Origin of the sequence: Cellulomonas sp. Root137 (genome assembly GCF_001426725.1) — a bacterium.
In the GTDB taxonomy this organism is placed as follows: domain Bacteria; phylum Actinomycetota; class Actinomycetes; order Actinomycetales; family Cellulomonadaceae; genus Cellulomonas.
Genome location: NZ_LMFG01000001.1, coordinates 2,199,944 through 2,216,098, shown reverse-complemented (window position 1 = coordinate 2,216,098; position 16,155 = coordinate 2,199,944). Strand labels below are relative to the sequence as shown.

General features: G+C 73.2%; 15 protein-coding genes. 7 read left to right on the top strand and 8 right to left on the bottom strand.

The window, feature by feature from the left end; all coding sequences use genetic code 11:
- Positions 1-28 precede the first annotated feature (28 nt).
- Positions 29-907 (top strand): carbohydrate kinase family protein, encoded by an 879-nt coding sequence (locus tag ASD18_RS10415; protein WP_056092028.1) that lies wholly within the window; start codon positions 29-31, stop codon positions 905-907.
- Between the two features lie 5 nt (positions 908-912).
- Here the strand turns inward: ASD18_RS10415 and dusB are convergent, their stop codons facing one another.
- Entirely contained in the window at positions 913-2,097 is a 1,185-nt protein-coding gene (dusB, locus tag ASD18_RS10410; protein WP_056090272.1) for a tRNA dihydrouridine synthase DusB, read from the bottom strand.
- 70 nt (positions 2,098-2,167) lie between these two features.
- Between dusB and ASD18_RS10405 the strand changes: the two genes are divergently transcribed.
- Both ASD18_RS10405 and ASD18_RS10400 read left to right on the top strand, forming a co-directional pair.
- Positions 2,168-2,752: a SigE family RNA polymerase sigma factor gene (locus ASD18_RS10405; RefSeq protein WP_082573753.1), complete on the top strand. Its 585-nt coding sequence runs from the start codon at positions 2,168-2,170 to the stop codon at positions 2,750-2,752.
- Positions 2,749-3,705, top strand: coding sequence for a hypothetical protein (locus tag ASD18_RS10400; protein WP_056090269.1), 957 nt, complete (start codon positions 2,749-2,751; stop codon positions 3,703-3,705). The genes ASD18_RS10405 and ASD18_RS10400 overlap by 4 nt, the downstream gene beginning before the upstream one ends.
- Before the next feature lie 51 nt (positions 3,706-3,756).
- Here the strand turns inward: ASD18_RS10400 and ASD18_RS10395 are convergent, their stop codons facing one another.
- Positions 3,757-5,142, bottom strand: coding sequence for a glycine--tRNA ligase (locus ASD18_RS10395; RefSeq protein ID WP_056090265.1), 1,386 nt, complete (start codon positions 5,140-5,142; stop codon positions 3,757-3,759).
- Between the two features lie 156 nt (positions 5,143-5,298).
- Here ASD18_RS10395 and ASD18_RS10390 point away from each other — a divergent pair, with 156 nt between their 5' ends.
- The 4 genes from ASD18_RS10390 to ASD18_RS10375 are packed head-to-tail and all read left to right on the top strand — an operon-like array spanning position 5,299 to position 8,506.
- Positions 5,299-6,225 carry a metal ABC transporter substrate-binding protein gene (locus ASD18_RS10390; protein ID WP_056092022.1) on the top strand — a complete coding sequence of 309 codons (927 nt, stop codon included), beginning with the start codon at positions 5,299-5,301 and terminating at the stop codon, positions 6,223-6,225.
- The gene (locus tag ASD18_RS10385) at positions 6,222-6,998 is read left to right on the top strand and encodes a metal ABC transporter ATP-binding protein (protein WP_056090261.1); all 777 of its coding nucleotides are present in this window, start codon (positions 6,222-6,224) and stop codon (positions 6,996-6,998) included. The genes ASD18_RS10390 and ASD18_RS10385 overlap by 4 nt, the downstream gene beginning before the upstream one ends.
- Positions 6,999-7,039: 41 nt before the next feature.
- Positions 7,040-7,948, top strand: a complete 909-nt coding sequence (locus tag ASD18_RS10380; protein WP_200938600.1) for a metal ABC transporter permease — start codon at positions 7,040-7,042, stop codon at positions 7,946-7,948.
- Between the two features lie 9 nt (positions 7,949-7,957).
- On the top strand, positions 7,958-8,506 hold the full coding sequence (locus ASD18_RS10375) for a DedA family protein (RefSeq protein ID WP_056090256.1): 549 nt from the start codon (positions 7,958-7,960) through the stop codon (positions 8,504-8,506).
- Here ASD18_RS10375 and ASD18_RS10370 read toward each other — a convergent pair.
- The 6 genes from ASD18_RS10370 to ASD18_RS10345 form a co-directional block, all read right to left on the bottom strand.
- Positions 8,491-9,273, bottom strand: a complete 783-nt coding sequence (locus tag ASD18_RS10370) for an isoprenyl transferase (protein WP_056090253.1) — start codon at positions 9,271-9,273, stop codon at positions 8,491-8,493. The genes ASD18_RS10375 and ASD18_RS10370 overlap by 16 nt on opposite strands.
- Positions 9,274-10,005, bottom strand: a complete 732-nt coding sequence (recO, locus tag ASD18_RS10365; RefSeq protein ID WP_056090250.1) for a DNA repair protein RecO — start codon at positions 10,003-10,005, stop codon at positions 9,274-9,276.
- 154 nt (positions 10,006-10,159) lie between these two features.
- Complete coding sequence (gene leuA, locus ASD18_RS10360) at positions 10,160-11,905, bottom strand: 2-isopropylmalate synthase (RefSeq protein WP_056090247.1); 1,746 nt, start codon at positions 11,903-11,905, stop codon at positions 10,160-10,162.
- Between the two features lie 173 nt (positions 11,906-12,078).
- Complete coding sequence (locus ASD18_RS10355; RefSeq protein ID WP_162251736.1) at positions 12,079-13,506, bottom strand: PQQ-binding-like beta-propeller repeat protein; 1,428 nt, start codon at positions 13,504-13,506, stop codon at positions 12,079-12,081.
- A gap of 41 nt (positions 13,507-13,547) precedes the next feature.
- Positions 13,548-14,996, bottom strand: coding sequence for a PQQ-binding-like beta-propeller repeat protein (locus ASD18_RS10350; protein ID WP_156387932.1), 1,449 nt, complete (start codon positions 14,994-14,996; stop codon positions 13,548-13,550).
- Positions 14,997-15,005: 9 nt separating this feature from the next.
- Positions 15,006-16,142 carry an RDD family protein gene (locus ASD18_RS10345; protein ID WP_056090239.1) on the bottom strand — a complete coding sequence of 379 codons (1,137 nt, stop codon included), beginning with the start codon at positions 16,140-16,142 and terminating at the stop codon, positions 15,006-15,008.
- Between the last annotated feature and the right edge of the window lie 13 nt (positions 16,143-16,155).

The window sequence follows — 16,155 nt, the reverse complement described above, 5'->3', positions numbered from 1 at the left end:
CACACCCTAACGCCCTAGGGTGGGCGGCGTGCCTCGCGTCCTGGTCAACGGCCCCGCGTCCTGGAACACCCTCATCCGGCTCCCGGCCCTGCCGGAGCCGCGGTCACAGACGCTGTTCGCGAGCGGCCACCACGACGGGCTCGGCGGCACGTCGGCCGGCAAGGCGCTGACCCTCGCGGCGCTGGGTGTCGACGTCACCCTGCGGACCGCCCTCGGCGACGACCGCGAGGGCGGCCTCGTCCGCGAGGCGCTCGCGCAGCCCCGCCTCTCGCTGGTCGTGCAGCCCGTGGGGCGGACCGAGCGGCACGTGAACCTCATGGCCGACGACGGCTCACGCGTCTCGCTCTACCTCGAGCTGCCCGCACCCGAGCCGGGGCCCGTGCCCGCCCTGGGCGGGCTCGACGCGGCCGTGCTCGACCTGGCCGACCACAGCCGACCGCTGCTCGCGGCCGCCCGCGCCGCCGGCGTCCCCGTCTGGTGCGACGTGCACGACGACGACGGCGCCGGCACCTACCCGCGGGACTTCGTCGCAGCCGCCGACGTGCTGCTGGTGAGTGCCGCCCGGCTGGCCGACCCCCGCGCGTACCTGTCGGACGCGGTCGCGCGCGGGTGCCGACTCGCGGTCTGCACCGACGGCGCCGCGGGGGCGCTCGCGCGGGACGCCGACGGGTGGATCGAGGTGCCGGCCGCTCCCGTGGCCGCCGTCGTCGACACCAACGGCGCTGGTGACGCGTTCCTCGCGGGCCTGCTCAGCGGCGTGCTGGACGGCCTGCAGGTCGAGGACGCGCTCGCCCGCGCCTCGGCGACGGGTGCTCTGGCGGTGACCACCCGCGCCCTGGGCGCCCCGGACGCCACGATCCCGGCAGTCGACCGTCTCGCGCGCACCGTGACGGTCCGGCGCACCTGAGACCGTCAGCCGCCGGAGACGCTCAGCTCGGCCTCGTGCAGGGCCTTGGCGAACTCCTCGGACAGCTCGCGGGAGTCGAGCCAGCCGTACGGCAGCAGCGGGCGCTTGGGCGACCCGGCGCGGCCGCGCTGCCCCTCGGCGCCGGCTCCCGGGTATCCCTGGTCGAGGTCGAGCCGCGCGAGTCGCTCGTCGAGCTCGGCCATGGTCGACACCAGGCCGAGCGCTGCCCGGGTCTCCCCGCCGACGATGTAGCCCTTGAAGTACCAGGCCATGTGCTTGCGCATCTCGCGCAGCGCCTTGCCCTCGTCGCCGAAGTGCTCGACCATCAGCTCCGCGTGCCGCCGGACGATCGTCGCGACGTAGCCGAGCCCCGGCCGGATCCGTTCGTCGGATCCCGCGAACGCGGCCGCGAGGTCGGCGAACAGCCACGGTCGGCCCTGGCAGCCGCGACCGACGACCACGCCGTCGCAGCCGGTCTGCGCGACCATCTCGAGGGCGTCCTCAGCCGACCAGATGTCTCCGTTGCCCAGCACCGGGATGTCGGTGACCGTCTGCTTGAGCTGCGCGATCGCGTCCCAGTCCGCGGTGCCGGAGTAGTAGTCGGCGGCGGTGCGGGCGTGCAGCGCGACCGCCGCGACACCGACCTCCTGCGCGACCAGACCGGCCTCGAGGTAGGTCAGGTGGTCGTCGTCGATGCCCTTGCGCATCTTGACCGTGACCGGGACGCCGTAGGGCTTCGCGGCGTCGACCGCGGCCGTGATGATCGCGCGGAACAGGTCCCGCTTCCAGGGCAGCACCGCTCCCCCGCCGCGGCGCGTCACCTTGGGCACCGGGCAGCCGAAGTTGAGGTCGACGTGGTCGGCGCGGTCCTCGCTCGCGATGAGCCGGACCGCGGCACCGACCGTCGCGGGGTCCACGCCGTACACCTGCACGGACCGCGGCCGCTCGTCGGGCTCGTGCGAGATGATCCGCATCGACTCCTCGCCGCGCTCCACCAGCGCGCGGGACGTGACCATCTCGGCGACGTACAGGCCGGCCCCGGACTCGCGGCACAGGCGACGGAACGCGGCGTTGGTGACGCCCGCCATGGGTGCCAGCACGACGGGGGTGTCGATGGTCAGCGGCCCGATGCGCAGCGGCGGCAGCACGGCGCCGGGGCGCGCCGGAACCGCAGGAGTCGTCAGGGTCATGCCTCCATTGTCACCCCACCGAGCACTCAACCTTCCACGGGCCTGCTGCGTCTTCTACGGTGTGAGCCCCATGCCGCCCGCGCCGCTGCGCCCTGCACCGCCCGACGACGACGTCGGCGAGGAGTCGACGCGTGTCCTCACCGGACGGACGCGGCCGGCCGAGGACACCGACGCCGAGTTCACCGCGTTCATGCAGGCGCACTCGGCCGACCTGCTGCGGACCGCGTGGCTGCTGGTCGGCGACGCGCACCGCGCCGAGGAGCTGGTCCAGCACGCCCTGGTCCGCACCTACGCCGCCTGGTCCCGCGCCCGCCGGGACGACCCGTTGGCCTACGCCCGCCGGACGCTGGTGAACCTGCGGATCGACACCTGGCGACGACGCCGCCGCGAGGTCCTGTCCGCGCCTGAGCACCTGCCCGAGACCGGATCGATCGCCGCGCACGGCCCCTCCGACGACCGCGACCAGCTGGTCCGCGCGCTCGCCCTCCTGTCACCCCGCCAGCGCCGGATCGTCGTCCTGCGGCACTTCGTCGGGCTGCCGGAGGCTGAGGTGGCCGCCGAGCTCGGCGTCAGCGTCGGCACCGTGAAGTCCACCGCGTCCCGCGGGCTCGCCACCCTGCGCACCGCGCTGACCACCGAGAGGAGCGCCCGATGAGCGCCACCCTGTCCGACGAGGACCTCGTCCGCTCCCTGCGCGCTCGCGCCGATCTGGCGCTGCCGACCATGTCGCTCGACCCCGACGAGACCGTCCTCGCGGGCCGTCGCCGTCGCCGCCGCCGCGCAGTCGCGGGCTCGGTGTCCGCCGCTGCGGCTCTCGCCCTCGTGGCCGGCGTCGCGGTCGGCGCCATCCCGCTCTCGCACCGCACGCCGGTCGCCACGCAAGCCCCACGGACGCTCGGATCCGATGCCTCCGTCGAGGTCGCGCAGAACATCTGGGCCGCCAACGCGCCGATGACGCGGACCGCACCCGACGGCGAGTGGCTCGACCTGAACCTGTCCGTCAGGCTCGACACCCTCAGCCCCACGGGCGGGCGGATCTACCCGGTGGGCGTGCAGGCCCTCGACGGCCTTCCCGACGGTCGCGCCGGCGTCACGGTCGCCGCGCGGGAGGGCTATGACGGCGGAGACGGTTCGTCGCTCGGCACGGCCGCCACGTTGACGTGGAGCACGGACGGGGCCGACGACGGCAAGGCGCTGTACCCGGCGGCGCAGCGGGCCGCCTTCTTGCTCCCCGAGCCCGCGAGCAGCGACTGGCGGAGCCTCGTCGCGGTCCTCGTGGGAGACGTACCGCCCGGTCTCGAGAACCCGCGCGTCTTCGTGACGTACCCGAGAGGTGTCGGCGAGGTCGTCGACGACGTCGTCGTCGGGTCTGCCGCCACCTTCGAGGTCCCCACCTTCCGGGCTCCCGGCACGGATGACCGGCTTCTCTACGCGGTCCGAGAGACCGTCAACGTCACCAACGGCATCGTGCTCCAGGGCGACCCGCCCCCGTTCGCGACGTTCGTCGGCGCGGACGGCACCACCGTCGCGGGCGAAGGCTGCGGCAGTCTCGGTGCTTGTGCGTTCACGGCCGACCAGGTGCTCGAGCGCGTCCGCGACGGGTACTAGACGCACCGCAGGCCCGGAGCGCGCGCTCCGGGCCTGCGTCGACATGCGAGGTCAGGCGCCGACGAGGTGCTGCGCCAGGTAGCCGGTGACCTTGTCCAGGGCCACCCGCTCCTGCGTCATGTCGTCGCGGTGCCGGATGGTGACGGCCTGGTCGTCGAGCGTGTCGAAGTCGACCGTGATGCAGAACGGCGTGCCGATCTCGTCCTGGCGGCGGTAGCGACGGCCGATGGCGCCGGCGTCGTCGAAGTCCACGTTCCAGTTCTTGCGCAGCTCGGCGGACAGGTCGCGGGCCTTGGGCGACAGCGACTCGTTGCGGGACAGCGGGAGCACCGCCGCCTTGACCGGCGCCAGGCGAGGATCGAGCTTGAGCACCACGCGGGTGTCGACGCCGCCCTTGGTGTTGGGCGCCTCGTCCTCGGTGTACGACTCGACGAGGAACGCCATGAGCGAGCGCGTCAGACCCGCCGCCGGCTCGATGACGTACGGCACGTAGCGCTCGTTCTTCGCCTGGTCGAAGTACGACAAATCCTGGCCGGAGTGCTCGGTGTGGGTCTTCAGGTCGAAGTCCGTGCGGTTGGCGATGCCCTCGAGCTCGCCCCACTCGCTGCCCTGGAACCCGAAGCGGTACTCGATGTCGACGGTCCGCTTCGAGTAGTGCGACAGCTTCTCGGCCGGGTGCTCGTACAGCCGCAGGTTGTCTCGCGCGATGCCGAGGTCCACGTACCAGTCGGTGCGCTGGTCGATCCAGTACTGGTGCCACGTCTCGTCGGTGCCGGGCTCGACGAAGAACTCCATCTCCATCTGCTCGAACTCGCGCGTGCGGAAGATGAAGTTGCCGGGCGTGATCTCGTTGCGGAAGGACTTGCCGATCTGGCCGATGCCGAACGGCGGCTTCTTGCGCGACGTGGTGCTCACGTTGGCGAAGTTCACGAAGATGCCCTGCGCGGTCTCGGGACGCAGGTAGTGCAGGCCGGACTCGTCCTCGACCGGGCCGAGGTACGTCTTGAGCATCATGTTGAAGTCGCGCGGCTCGGTCCACTGACCACGCGTGCCGCAGTTCGGGCAGGCGATGTCCGCCAGGCCGTGCTCAGGGACGCGGCCCTTCTTCTCCTCGAACTCCTCGAGCATGTGGTCCTCGCGGAACCGCTTGTGGCAGCTCAGGCACTCCGTCAGCGGGTCGGTGAAGACGCCGACGTGGCCGGAGGCGACCCAGACCTGGCGCGGCAGGATGACCGACGAGTCGAGGCCGACGATGTCGTCGCGGCTGGTCACCATCGTGCGCCACCACTGGCGCTTGATGTTCTCCTTGAGCTCGACGCCCAGCGGTCCGTAGTCCCACGCGGACCGGGTACCGCCGTAGATCTCGCCGCTCGGGAAGACGAACCCGCGCCGCTTGGCGAGGGAGACGACGGAGTCCAGGCGAGAGGGTGCAGCCACGATCGATCACTCCAGGGTGGTGGCGCCCGCGGCTGGGTGTCGCGGGCGGGTGGACCGCGACCGTGGGGCCGCGGTGCGAGCATGAGCAGCCCAGGTTACCCGTCGGCGGCGGACCCCGTTTTGACAACGGTTCTCGACTAACTGAGAATGATCGTCATGTCCATCGCGCCTCGTCGTCTGGCCCTGCTCGCACCGCTGGCCGCTCTGCCGCTGGTGCTCACCGGCTGCGCGAGCGCCTCCGGGGCCGACGACGGGACCGTCGACGTCATGGCGTCGTTCTACCCGCTGCAGTTCGTCGCCGAGCAGGTGGGCGGCGACCGGGTGACCGTGCGGTCGCTGACCCCGCCCGGCGCCGAGCCCCACGACGTCGAGCTCTCCCCCGCCCAGGTGTCGCGGATCGACGGCGCCGACCTCGTGGTCTACCTCTCGGGGTTCCAGGCCGCGGTCGACGACGCCGTCGCCCAGACCTCGCCCGCCCACGTGGTCGACGCGGCGTCCGACACGACGCTGCGGCCCGCAGACCACGAGGACGAGTCGGAGGAGGAGCACGCCGAGCACGAGCACGGCGACCTCGACCCCCACTTCTGGCTCGACCCCAGCCGGATGCCGTCCGTCGTCGAGGACGTCGCGGCCACGCTCACCGAGATCGACCCGGACGGCGCCGAGGCGTTCGCCGCCAACGCGGCGGCGCTCAGCCAGCGGTTCGAGGATCTCGACGCCACGTACGCCGCCGGTCTCCAGCAGTGCGACGTCCGCACGTTCGTGACCTCGCACGAGGCGTTCGGCTACCTGGCGGACCGGTACGACCTGGAGCAGGTCGGCATCTCCGGCATCGACCCGGAGGCGGAGCCGTCGCCCGCTCGCCTGGCCGCCGTCGAGACGATCGTGCGGGACGAGGACGTGAGCACGATCTTCTTCGAGAGCCTGGTCAGCCCCAAGGTCGCCGAGACGCTCGCCGACGACCTCGGCATCACGACCGCGGTGCTCGACCCCGTCGAGGGCCTCGCCGACCCCGACGCCGACTACTTCTCGATCGCCACGGCGAACCTCGAGGCGCTGCGCATGGCATTGTCCTGCTCGTGAGCACACCGGTGATCGAGGCGACCGGCCTCGGCGTGACGCTCGGTGGCCAGCCGATCCTCGACGGCATCGACCTGGCCGTCCCCGCGGGCGAGGTCCTCGCGCTGCTCGGCGCCAACGGCTCCGGCAAGTCCACCCTCGTGCGCACCCTGCTCGGCGTGGTGCCCCGCACCTCCGGCGACGTCCGGCTGTTCGGCGCGCCCCTGGGTCCGTCGGCGCCGTGGGACCGCATCGGGTACGTGCCGCAGCGCCTGCCCGCCGCCGCGGGGGTGCCGGCGACCGCGTACGAGGTGGTGTCGTCCGGCCTGCTGCACGGTCGCACGCTGCGACCGCCGCGCGGGCACCGCCGACGCGCGCTCGCCGCCCTGGCCGACGTCGGCCTGGGTGACCGGGCGTTCCAGCGGGTGCAGGAGATGTCGGGCGGTCAGCAGCAGCGTGTCCTGATCGCTCGCGCCCTCGTCCGCGACCCCGACCTGCTCGTCCTCGACGAGCCCACCTCGGGCATCGACATCCCCACCCAGGCGACGTTCGTGGACACGGTCAGCCGCCTGCACGACGCGGGCACCACCGTGGTCGTGATCCTGCACGAGCTCGGCCCGTTCGCGCCGCTGATCGACCGGGCGATCGTGCTCCGGCACGGCCGGGTGGCCCACGACGGTGCCCCCCCGGCCGCACGCGGCGAGCACGCGGGCGAGCACCACGACCACACGCACGCGCATCCCGACCCCGAGCCGCCGCGCACGGGCCCGTCCCTGTCGGTGGAGGTGAACCCGTGACCGCGTGGGACCAGGTGGTCGAGCTGCTCAGCTCGCCGCTCATGCAGCGGGCGCTCCTCGCCGCGATCCTCGTCGGCGCGGCCGCGCCCGTGGTCGGCACGTTCCTCGTGCAGCGCCGGATGGCCCTCATGGGCGACGGCATCGGGCACGTCGCGCTCACCGGCGTGGCGCTCGGCTGGCTCGTCGGCAGCTGGGCGGGTCTCGTCCCGCAGGACACGCTCGCCCTGCCCGGCGCGGTCATCGCCGCCGTCGTCGGCTCGATCGTCATCGAGCTGGTGCGCGAGCGCGGGAGAACCAGCGGCGACCTGGCCCTCGCGCTCATGTTCTACGGCGGCATCGCCGGCGGCGTCCTGCTCATCAAGCTGGCCGGCGGCACCAACGCCAACCTCATCAGCTACCTGTTCGGGTCGATCTCGACCGTGTCCAGCGCCGACCTGTGGTGGACCGTCGCGCTGGCGGTCCTCGTGCTCGGCGTCGGCGTCGGCCTGCGCACCGCCCTGTTCGCGGTGAGCCACGACGAGGAGTTCGCCCGCGCCAGCGGCCTGCCCGTGCGGCTGCTCTCCATGCTCGTCGCCACGATCGCCGCCCTGACGGTGACCATCGCGATGCGCGTGGTCGGCCTGCTGCTGGTCAGTGCGTTGATGATCGTGCCGGTGGCCATCGCGCAGCTGTTCGCCCGGTCGTTCGGCCGCACGATGATGCTGGCCAGCGTGGTCGGTGTCGTGGTCAGCATCGCGGGCCTGGTGCTCACCTACTGGCAGGACATCCCGCCGGGCGCCACGATCGTCGTGCTCGCGATCCTGGTCTACGCCGTCACGGCCACGCTGCAGCCGCTCCTGCGCCGACCGGCGCCGCCGCGCGACCCCCACCCGGACATGGTCGACGACGTCCTCCTGGTGGACGACGTGCGCGACAGCGACGCGACAAGACGCCCCTCCCCGGCCCCGTAGGATCGAGAGGTGGATCCCCGGGACGCGTATCACCTCGGCACCGTGCCGCTCGGTGTCGCGATCGCCGGGCTGTTCGTCATCGTCATGGCCCGCTCGCACGCCACCTACTGGGCTGGTCGTGGCGTGGTGCGCGGTGCGCAGGCGGTCGACGACCACGAGGGCGCACCGAGCTGGTGGCACGCCTCCGTCACGCGGCTCGAGGCCTGGTCCGGCACTCCCGGCGCACAGCGCGGGCTCGACCTGGTGCGTCGCTGGGGACCGATCGCGGTCACCCTCGCGTACCTGACGGTCGGGCTGCAGACCGCGATCATCGCGGCCGCCGGCCTGGTCAAGATGCCCTACCTGCGCTTCACGCTCGCGTCGATCCCGGGGGCGATCGCGTGGGCGGTGATCTGGGCGACCATCGGCTTCGGCGCCCTGTGGGCGGCGGTCGCCCTGTTCGCCCGCTCGCCGTGGGCGCTCGCCGGCGTGGTCCTCGTGATCGCCCTCGTGGTCGGTTGGCTGCTGCGGCGCCGCGCCCGGTCGAGCACGGCGGTGCGCGTTCAGGCCGAGGTCTGACCCGGCCGGTCCACGGCCCCGCCGTACCGCCGGTCCCGCCGCGCGTACGTCTCGACCGCGCGCCAGAGGTGCCGTCGGTCCACGTCCGGCCACGGCTCGTCGAGGAACACGAGCTCCGCGTAGGCCGCCTGCCAGATCATGAAGTTCGAGATCCGCTGCTCACCGGAGGACCGCAGGAACAGGTCGACGTCCGGCAGGTCGGGCTCGTCGAGGTAGCGCGCGAACAGCTTCTCGTTCACCTTGTCCGGCTTCACGCGGCCCGCGGCGACCTCCCGCGCGATCGCCTGCGCGGCGTCGGCGATCTCCGCCCGCCCGCCGTAGTTCACGCACATGGTCAGGGTCACCGTGGAGTTGTCCCGGGTGAGCTCCTCGGCCGTCTCCAGCTCGTTGATCACCGAGCGCCACAGCTTCGGCCGTCGGCCCGCCCAGCGGACCCGGACCCCCCACGAGTTCATCAGGTCCCGCCGGCGGCGCAGCACGTCCCGGTTGAACCCCATGAGGAAGCGCACCTCGTCCGGTGATCGTGACCAGTTCTCCGTGGAGAACGCGTACGCCGAGACGTACTCGACGCCCACCTCGATCGCGCCGGCCACGACGTCGAGCAGCGAGGCCTCCCCCGCGGCGTGACCGGCCGTGCGGGGCAGCCCGCGCGCGTTGGCCCACCGGCCGTTGCCGTCCATGACGACCGCCACGTGCCGGGGCACGAACTCCTTCGGAATCACGGGGGCGCGCTCGCCGCTGGGGTGCGGCGGGGGTGGGACCGGCATTCAGACCCTCTCGACCATCGGCAGCGAGCGCAGCTGGCGCTCGAGGTGGAACTGGCAGAACGCGGCGACCAGGCCGTTGCCCTCGCCGCGGTGCCGCTCGGCGCTGGCGTCGGCGACACCCCAGTCTCCCGCGAGCAGCGACGCCAGGAGCTCGAACGTCTCCGGGGCCGGCGCGGCCGCACCGGGTGGCCGGCACGCCCGGCAGACGGCACCACCGGACGCCACCGCGAAGGCCGAGTGCGGACCCGGCTCCCCGCAGCGGGCGCAGTCGGTGAAGCTGGGCGCCCAGCCGGCCACCGCGAGCGCGCGCAGCAGGTACGAGTCGAGCACCAGGCCCGGCGCGTGATCGCGGGCAGCGAGCGCCTTCACGGCGCCGACCAGCAGCCAGTACTGCTGCAGGGACGGCTCGTGCTCGGCCTCGACCAGCTTGTCGGCGGTCTCGAGCATCACGGTGCCGGCGGTGTAGAGCGTGTAGTCCTCGCAGATCCGCCGCCCGAACGCACCCAGCGTCTCGGCCTGCGTGACGATGTCGAGGTTGCGGCCCGTGCTCAGCTGGAGGTCGACGTACATGAACGGCTCCAGGCGGGAGCCGAACCGCGACGACGTCCGGCGCACACCCTTGCCGACCGCACGCACCTTGCCGTGCGACCGGGTCAGGAGGGTGACGATGCGGTCGGCCTCCCCCAGCTTGTGGGTGCGCAGGACGATCGCCTCGTCGCGGTAGAGGCTCACCGGGTCATTGTCCCCCGTGCCACCCACACCAGGGCCCGGGACACGCACTGCTGACCCGGGGAGGGGCGCTCGTCGGGGTTGCCGAGCGCGCCCCTCCCCGGGCACACCGTCCAGCGGGATCGACCGCGCGGACGGTGGCTCTGGGTGGGTGCGGTCAGCGCTCGTGCCGGTTGACGGCCGAGATGATCGCCTTCAGGGAGGCCGTCGTGATCGACGGGTCGATGCCGACGCCCCACAGGATCTCGTCGCCGATCGCGCACTCGACGTAGGCCGCCGCGGTGGCGTCGCCGCCCGACGAGAGGGCGTGCTCGGCATAGTCGAGGACCGCGACGTCGACCCCGAGGGTCTTCACCGCCGCCACGAACGCCGCGACCGGGCCGTTGCCGGAGCCCTGCAGGGTGCGGGGCACGCCACGGTCGACGAGGTCCACCTCCAGCGTGTCCGGCCCGTCCTCGACGCTGGTCCCCCGCGTGCCGCGCAGGGAGAACCGACCCCACGGCGCGAACGGGCTGCCCGGCTCGACCGGCAGGTACTCGTCGTTGAAGATGTGCCACAGCTCGTCGGCCGTGACCTCGGTGCCGTGCTGGTCCGTGTGCCGCTGCACCACCTGCGAGAACTCGATCTGCAGCCGGCGCGGCAGGTCCAGGTCCTTCTCGGACTTCATCAGGTAGCTGATGCCGCCCTTCCCGGACTGGGAGTTCACGCGGATGATCGCCTCGTAGCTGCGGCCGACGTCCTTCGGGTCGATGGGCAGGTACGGGACCGCCCAGACCACGTCGTCGACGGTCTTGCCCTGGCGCTCCGCGGAGATCTCCAGGGCGCCCAGGCCCTTCTTGATCGCGTCCTGGTGCGAGCCCGAGAAGGCGGTGAACACGAGGTCGCCGCCGTACGGGTGCCGCTCGTTGACGGGCAGCTGGTTGCACCGCTCGACCGTGCGGCGGATGTGGTCGATGTCGGAGAAGTCCAGCTCCGGGTCCACGCCCTGGCTGAACAGGTTCATGCCGAGGGTCACCAGGCAGACGTTGCCGGTGCGCTCGCCGTTGCCGAACAGGCAGCCCTCGATGCGGTCCGCGCCGGCCAGGTAGCCCAGCTCCGCGGCGGCGACGGCGGTGCCGCGGTCGTTGTGCGGGTGCAGCGACAGGACGACGCTCTCGCGGTAGCGCAGGTTGCGGCTCATCCACTCGATCGAGTCGGCGTAGACGTTCGGGGTCGCCATCTCGACGGTGGCCGGCAGGTTGATGATCACCTTGCGGTCCGGCGTCGGCTCCAGGACCTCGAGCACCGCGTTGCAGATCCGCAGCGCGAACTCCAGCTCGGTGCCCGTGTACGACTCCGGGGAGTACTCGTAGAACACGTCGGTGTCGGGGACGAGCTCCTCGTACTTCTTGCAGAACCGGGCACCGGAGACCGCGATGTCGACGATGCCGTCCTCGTCCGTGCGGAAGACGACCTCCCGCTGCAGGGTCGAGGTCGAGTTGTACAGGTGCACGATCGCCTGCTTGGCGCCGGCGATGGCCTCGTACGTGCGCTCGATGAGGTGCTCGCGCGCCTGCGTCAGCACCTGGATGACGACGTCGTCCGGGATGCGGTTCTCCTCGATGAGCATCCGCACGAAGTCGAAGTCGGTCTGGGAGGCGGACGGGAAGCCCACCTCGATCTCCTTGAAGCCCATCTGCACCAGCAGCTCGAACATCTCGAGCTTGCGGGCGGGGTTCATCGGCTCGATCAGCGCCTGGTTGCCGTCCCGCAGGTCGACCGCGCACCAGCGGGGAGCCTTGGTCACGTGCTTGTCCGGCCACGTGCGGTCCGACAGGTCCACGCGGATCTGCTCGTGGAAGGGACGGTACTTGTGCACCGGCATCGACGACGGCTGCTGTGCGCTCGTCTCCAGGTAGGTCATGGTCTTCTCGTCCTTCGGGCGGTTCGGCGGGGAGTCAGCCGGCACACACGACACCGCGACGAGGATGCGGCCTAGAGGGCCTCGTCGCGGCAGCGAAGAAGGAGGGTGACTGCGAGCACGAACTCACCGTACCCCCCCGGGCCCGGCGTTCCGCAACTCCGTCCACCGCCGTCTCACCGCAGCGCCACGAGCACCTCGTCGCCGAGCGCGTACAGGTGCGTGCCCAGTCGCACCGCCCGCGACGCGCCGGCGGGCAGCGGCGCCCGCCACGCCGTCCCCCCGTCGTCCAGCGAGATCGCGGTCAGCGACGGGACCCCGTCGACGAGGTCGTGCTCCACCACGACGTGCCGGCCGTCCGTGAACGTCCGGCCCAGCGAGGTGCCGAAGTCCCGGCGCCAGAGCTGGTCGCCGGTCGCCGCCTCCAGCCCCACGAGGACGCCTGCGCCGCGCAGCACCACGCGCCCGCCCGCGTCGACGGCGACGACCGGCGCCGGCATCAGCGCACGCCAGACAGCCTCCGCCGAGCCCTCCCGGTACGCCCGCACCCGGCCTCCGAGCGGCCCACCGGACAGCCCGCTCGCGGCGAACACGAGGCCGGAGCTGCCGTCGCTCACGCCCGGTTCGACGAGCACCCCGCGGACGGTCAGCCAAGGCTCCCCCCGCCCGGTCGAGAGCTCGGACACCGCGTCGACACCGGCGTTCGGCAGCCGGTACCGGGTGCGCACGAGGGTGCCGTCGTCGAGCAGCCGCTCGTCCTCCCCGCGCGCCGGCCGCGGCAGCCGTTCCCCCGTCGCGGCGTCGAGCAGCAGGGTCACGTCGTTCCCGGCGGCCATCACCAGCCCTCCGGCCGCGACGAGCGCCACCCGCCCGTTGCCCGCGGACTGGAACGTGGACCACCGTTGCGTCTCCCACCGCGCCTCGCCGGAGGAGGGGTCGACCCGCCGGACCGTGAGCATGCCCCGCGCGTACGTCGCCACCACGAGGTCCGACCCGGCCTGCGCGGTCGCCACGGCCCAGCCGGGGACCTCGTTGCGCGCTAGCACGGCGCCCGTCGCCGGGTCGACGAGCAGCAGGGTCGACGTCTCGTCCTGGGGGTCCGGGCCGCGGTCCGACGGGGGGACGGGGCCCACCACGCACGCGAGCCGCTCGTCGAGCGGACGGCAGAGCACCCGTTCCGGGTCGGGCACCGCGTCGAGCGCCACCGCCCAGCGTCGAGCGCCGGAGACGACGTCGAGCCCGACCAGCCCGCGCGCGGTCGACGGCGTGCCCGACACCGCCACGACCACGTCCCCGGCCAGGACCGGTACGACCGACCCGTCGACCTCGGCCGACCAGCGCACCTGCGGAACTGAGCCGAGCACGCGCACGGCCTCCGCGAACGGCGCCGGTCCCAGCACCGCGGCGCGCTCGCGGTCGTTGACCCACCGGGGCGTGGCGATCACGACCGTGGCCAGCACGGCGGTGGTGATCACGGCGACGACGACGGCCAGGACCGGCCGGCTCGCGGCCCAGGCGGCCAGCCGAGCCGAGGTGGCGCGGAGCCGCTGAGGACCCGACGGGACGGTGTCGTCCGCCTGCGCGTCGTCGTCGTCGAGACCCACACGCTGCATCGGAGGCCGCAGGCCGCCCGTGACCATGGCAGTCAGCCGTAGACGACGAGGGTGTTCTCGGTGCGGACGACGAGGTGACCACCCACGGCGTCGACCCGCCGCACGTCCTGGGGCAGCGGGACCGACCAGTACCGGACGCCGTCGTCGAGCCCCCGGCCCCACAGCTCCTGCCCACCGTCGGGCGACTCCCCCGGACCGATGACCAACGTGCCGTCCGACAACGGGTTCCACGGCAGCAGCGCCCCGGTGTCGACCTCCCACAGCACGGCTCCGTCGCGGACGTCGAGCACGCCGTACGTGCTCGCGCCCGACACGACGAGACGGTCCGACACGAGCACCCGGGGGTCCAGGACGGACCGGGTCCGCCACAGCTCCGCGCCCGTGGTGATGTCGAGTGCGGACACCTCCGGCCCCTCGTCGACGAGCAGCGTCCCGGACTGCGAGCCGTCGTCGGCCGACAGCGAGGCGGGCAGACCCTCGAGGGGGTACAGCGGCGACCCGTCGACGTCGTGCACCCGCCCCCCGCCCACGGGCGCCCACGTGGCGAACCGCTCACCGAGCGCGGCGACCTGGAGACCGCTGTACCGCGCGCGGGTCAGGATGGTGCGTCCGTCGTCGACGTCCAGGACGATCGTGGAACCCCCCTCGAGCACGACGACCGGCGGCAGCACCCGCATCGAGGCCGCGATGACGGTGGCCTGCTGCTCCATGACGTCGGGGGTGACCATCGACCACACCACGTCACCCGTGCGGCCGTCGCGCCGCTCCACCACCAGGTGGCTGTCCGCGTCCAGCGTGCCGACCACGAGGTCGTCCTCGACCCGGTCGATGCCCACGATCGCGCCGCGCAGGTCCCACGCCCCGACCCGCTCGCCGTCCCGCGCGGACAGCGGGACGACAGCGATGCGCGGCGGCTCCTGGATCGAGGCGTCGTCGGAGTACAGGACGCGCGGCTGCAGGACGAGACAGAGGATCAGCGACCCCACGTCCTCGCGCAGCGCCGGGCACGTCGCGGCCGACGACTCGAACCCCGCGCGGGACGCCGGCGCCACGGCGGTGGTCCAGCGCTCGGCGCCCGACGCCGGGTCGTGCGCCGTGACCGTCCACTCGTCGGTCCCTGCCGCGAGGACCACCAGGGCGCCGTCGGCCGCGAGCACGGTGCCCGGCAGCGGCGAGCCGGCGGTCTCCCACAGCGGGACCGGTGCCGAGTCGAGGGGGCGCACGAGACCGGGAACCGCGGCGATCCGCGCGACGAAGGCACGGTCCCTGGCGGACGCCACGAGCGCGGACGCCACGAGCCCGACGACGACCAGCACCGCGACGGGCCACCAGCGGCGCAGCATCCGGGCGGTCGTGCCGCGGCTCTCCGGCTCCGGCACAGCCGGCACGTGGTTGTCCGGCGCGCTCGACACACTCGTCGCGGTCGGGGCGTCCTCGACCTCGACGAGCTGCATCCGTGCAGCAAGGCGCCGGTCCGCCATGTCCCGACTCTAGGACACGGGGTCCGATCCTGGTGCGCGTACCAGCCGCAGGGAGCAGTCGCCGAACGAGACCGTCGACCCCACCCGCAGACGGACCTGCTGGTCCACGCGGCACACCACCTGCGCGCCGTCCGGCAAGGTCACGACCGTGCCGTTGGTCGATCCGCGGTCCGCCACCCAGACGCCACCGGGTTCGACGCCGATCTGGAGGTGGGTCTTGGAGACCGAGCGCGCCGGGTCCACGACGCGCACCAGCTGGACGTCGGCGTCGGACGCGGGGTTGCGACCGACCAGCGCCGTGCGCGCGATCAGGACGCGGCGACCGTCGGCGAGCTCGACCTCGGCGACGGTCCGGTCGACGGCCACCGAGTCCGCCGGCTGGGCGACGAGGTCGTCCCGCGGTCCCGCAGGACGGGTCATCTCGAGCTCGGGGGCGAGGCCGTAGCTGAGCGCGACCTGACGGACGACGGGGGTGGCGCGCGTGTCCAGGTCCGGCCCGCTGCGCTGCGGGGAGATCGGCGCGAGGACCAGCGCGGCAGGGCGGCCCTCGTCGAGCAGGACGTCCAGGAGCTCGGTCCCGCGGTTCGCCGCCGACGGCTCCGCGACGGCCCAGCCCGGCACGCTCACCGGGCGGCGCTCCTGTCGCACCGGCGCCGCCTCCGGGAGTCGCACCGGGCTCGGCGGTGCCTGCACCAGCGCGCGCGACCGGACGTCGAGCACCTCGTCCCGCGCGGCCAGGTCGTGCCAGCCGCGGCGGCGGCCGGTCCGGTCGAACGACGGCGACGCGAGGACGACGAGCGCACCCACCACGAACGCGAGCAGCCCGGCGGCCACCACCGCGCCGCGCAGCAGCACGCGGAGCATGCCGATCGGGCGGCGCGACTCGACGTCGAGCGTCCGGATCCCCGTCGCGAACCGTCCGACGGTCGCGCCGGTGCGACCGTGCAGCACCCACTGGACCACCACGACGACCAGGACGAGCGACGCGCCGAGCAGCGCGAGCCACGCGGTGTCCCGGATGCGCGCGGCGGGGATCAGCCAGCCGCCCAGCACGAGCAGCAGGCCCGCGTCGAGGGCGCCCGCGGACAGGCGGCGGGCCAGGGTGGCGGGCGACAGCTCGTCGACCGCCCGGTACGGGGCGTGCATCAGGGAACCCTGC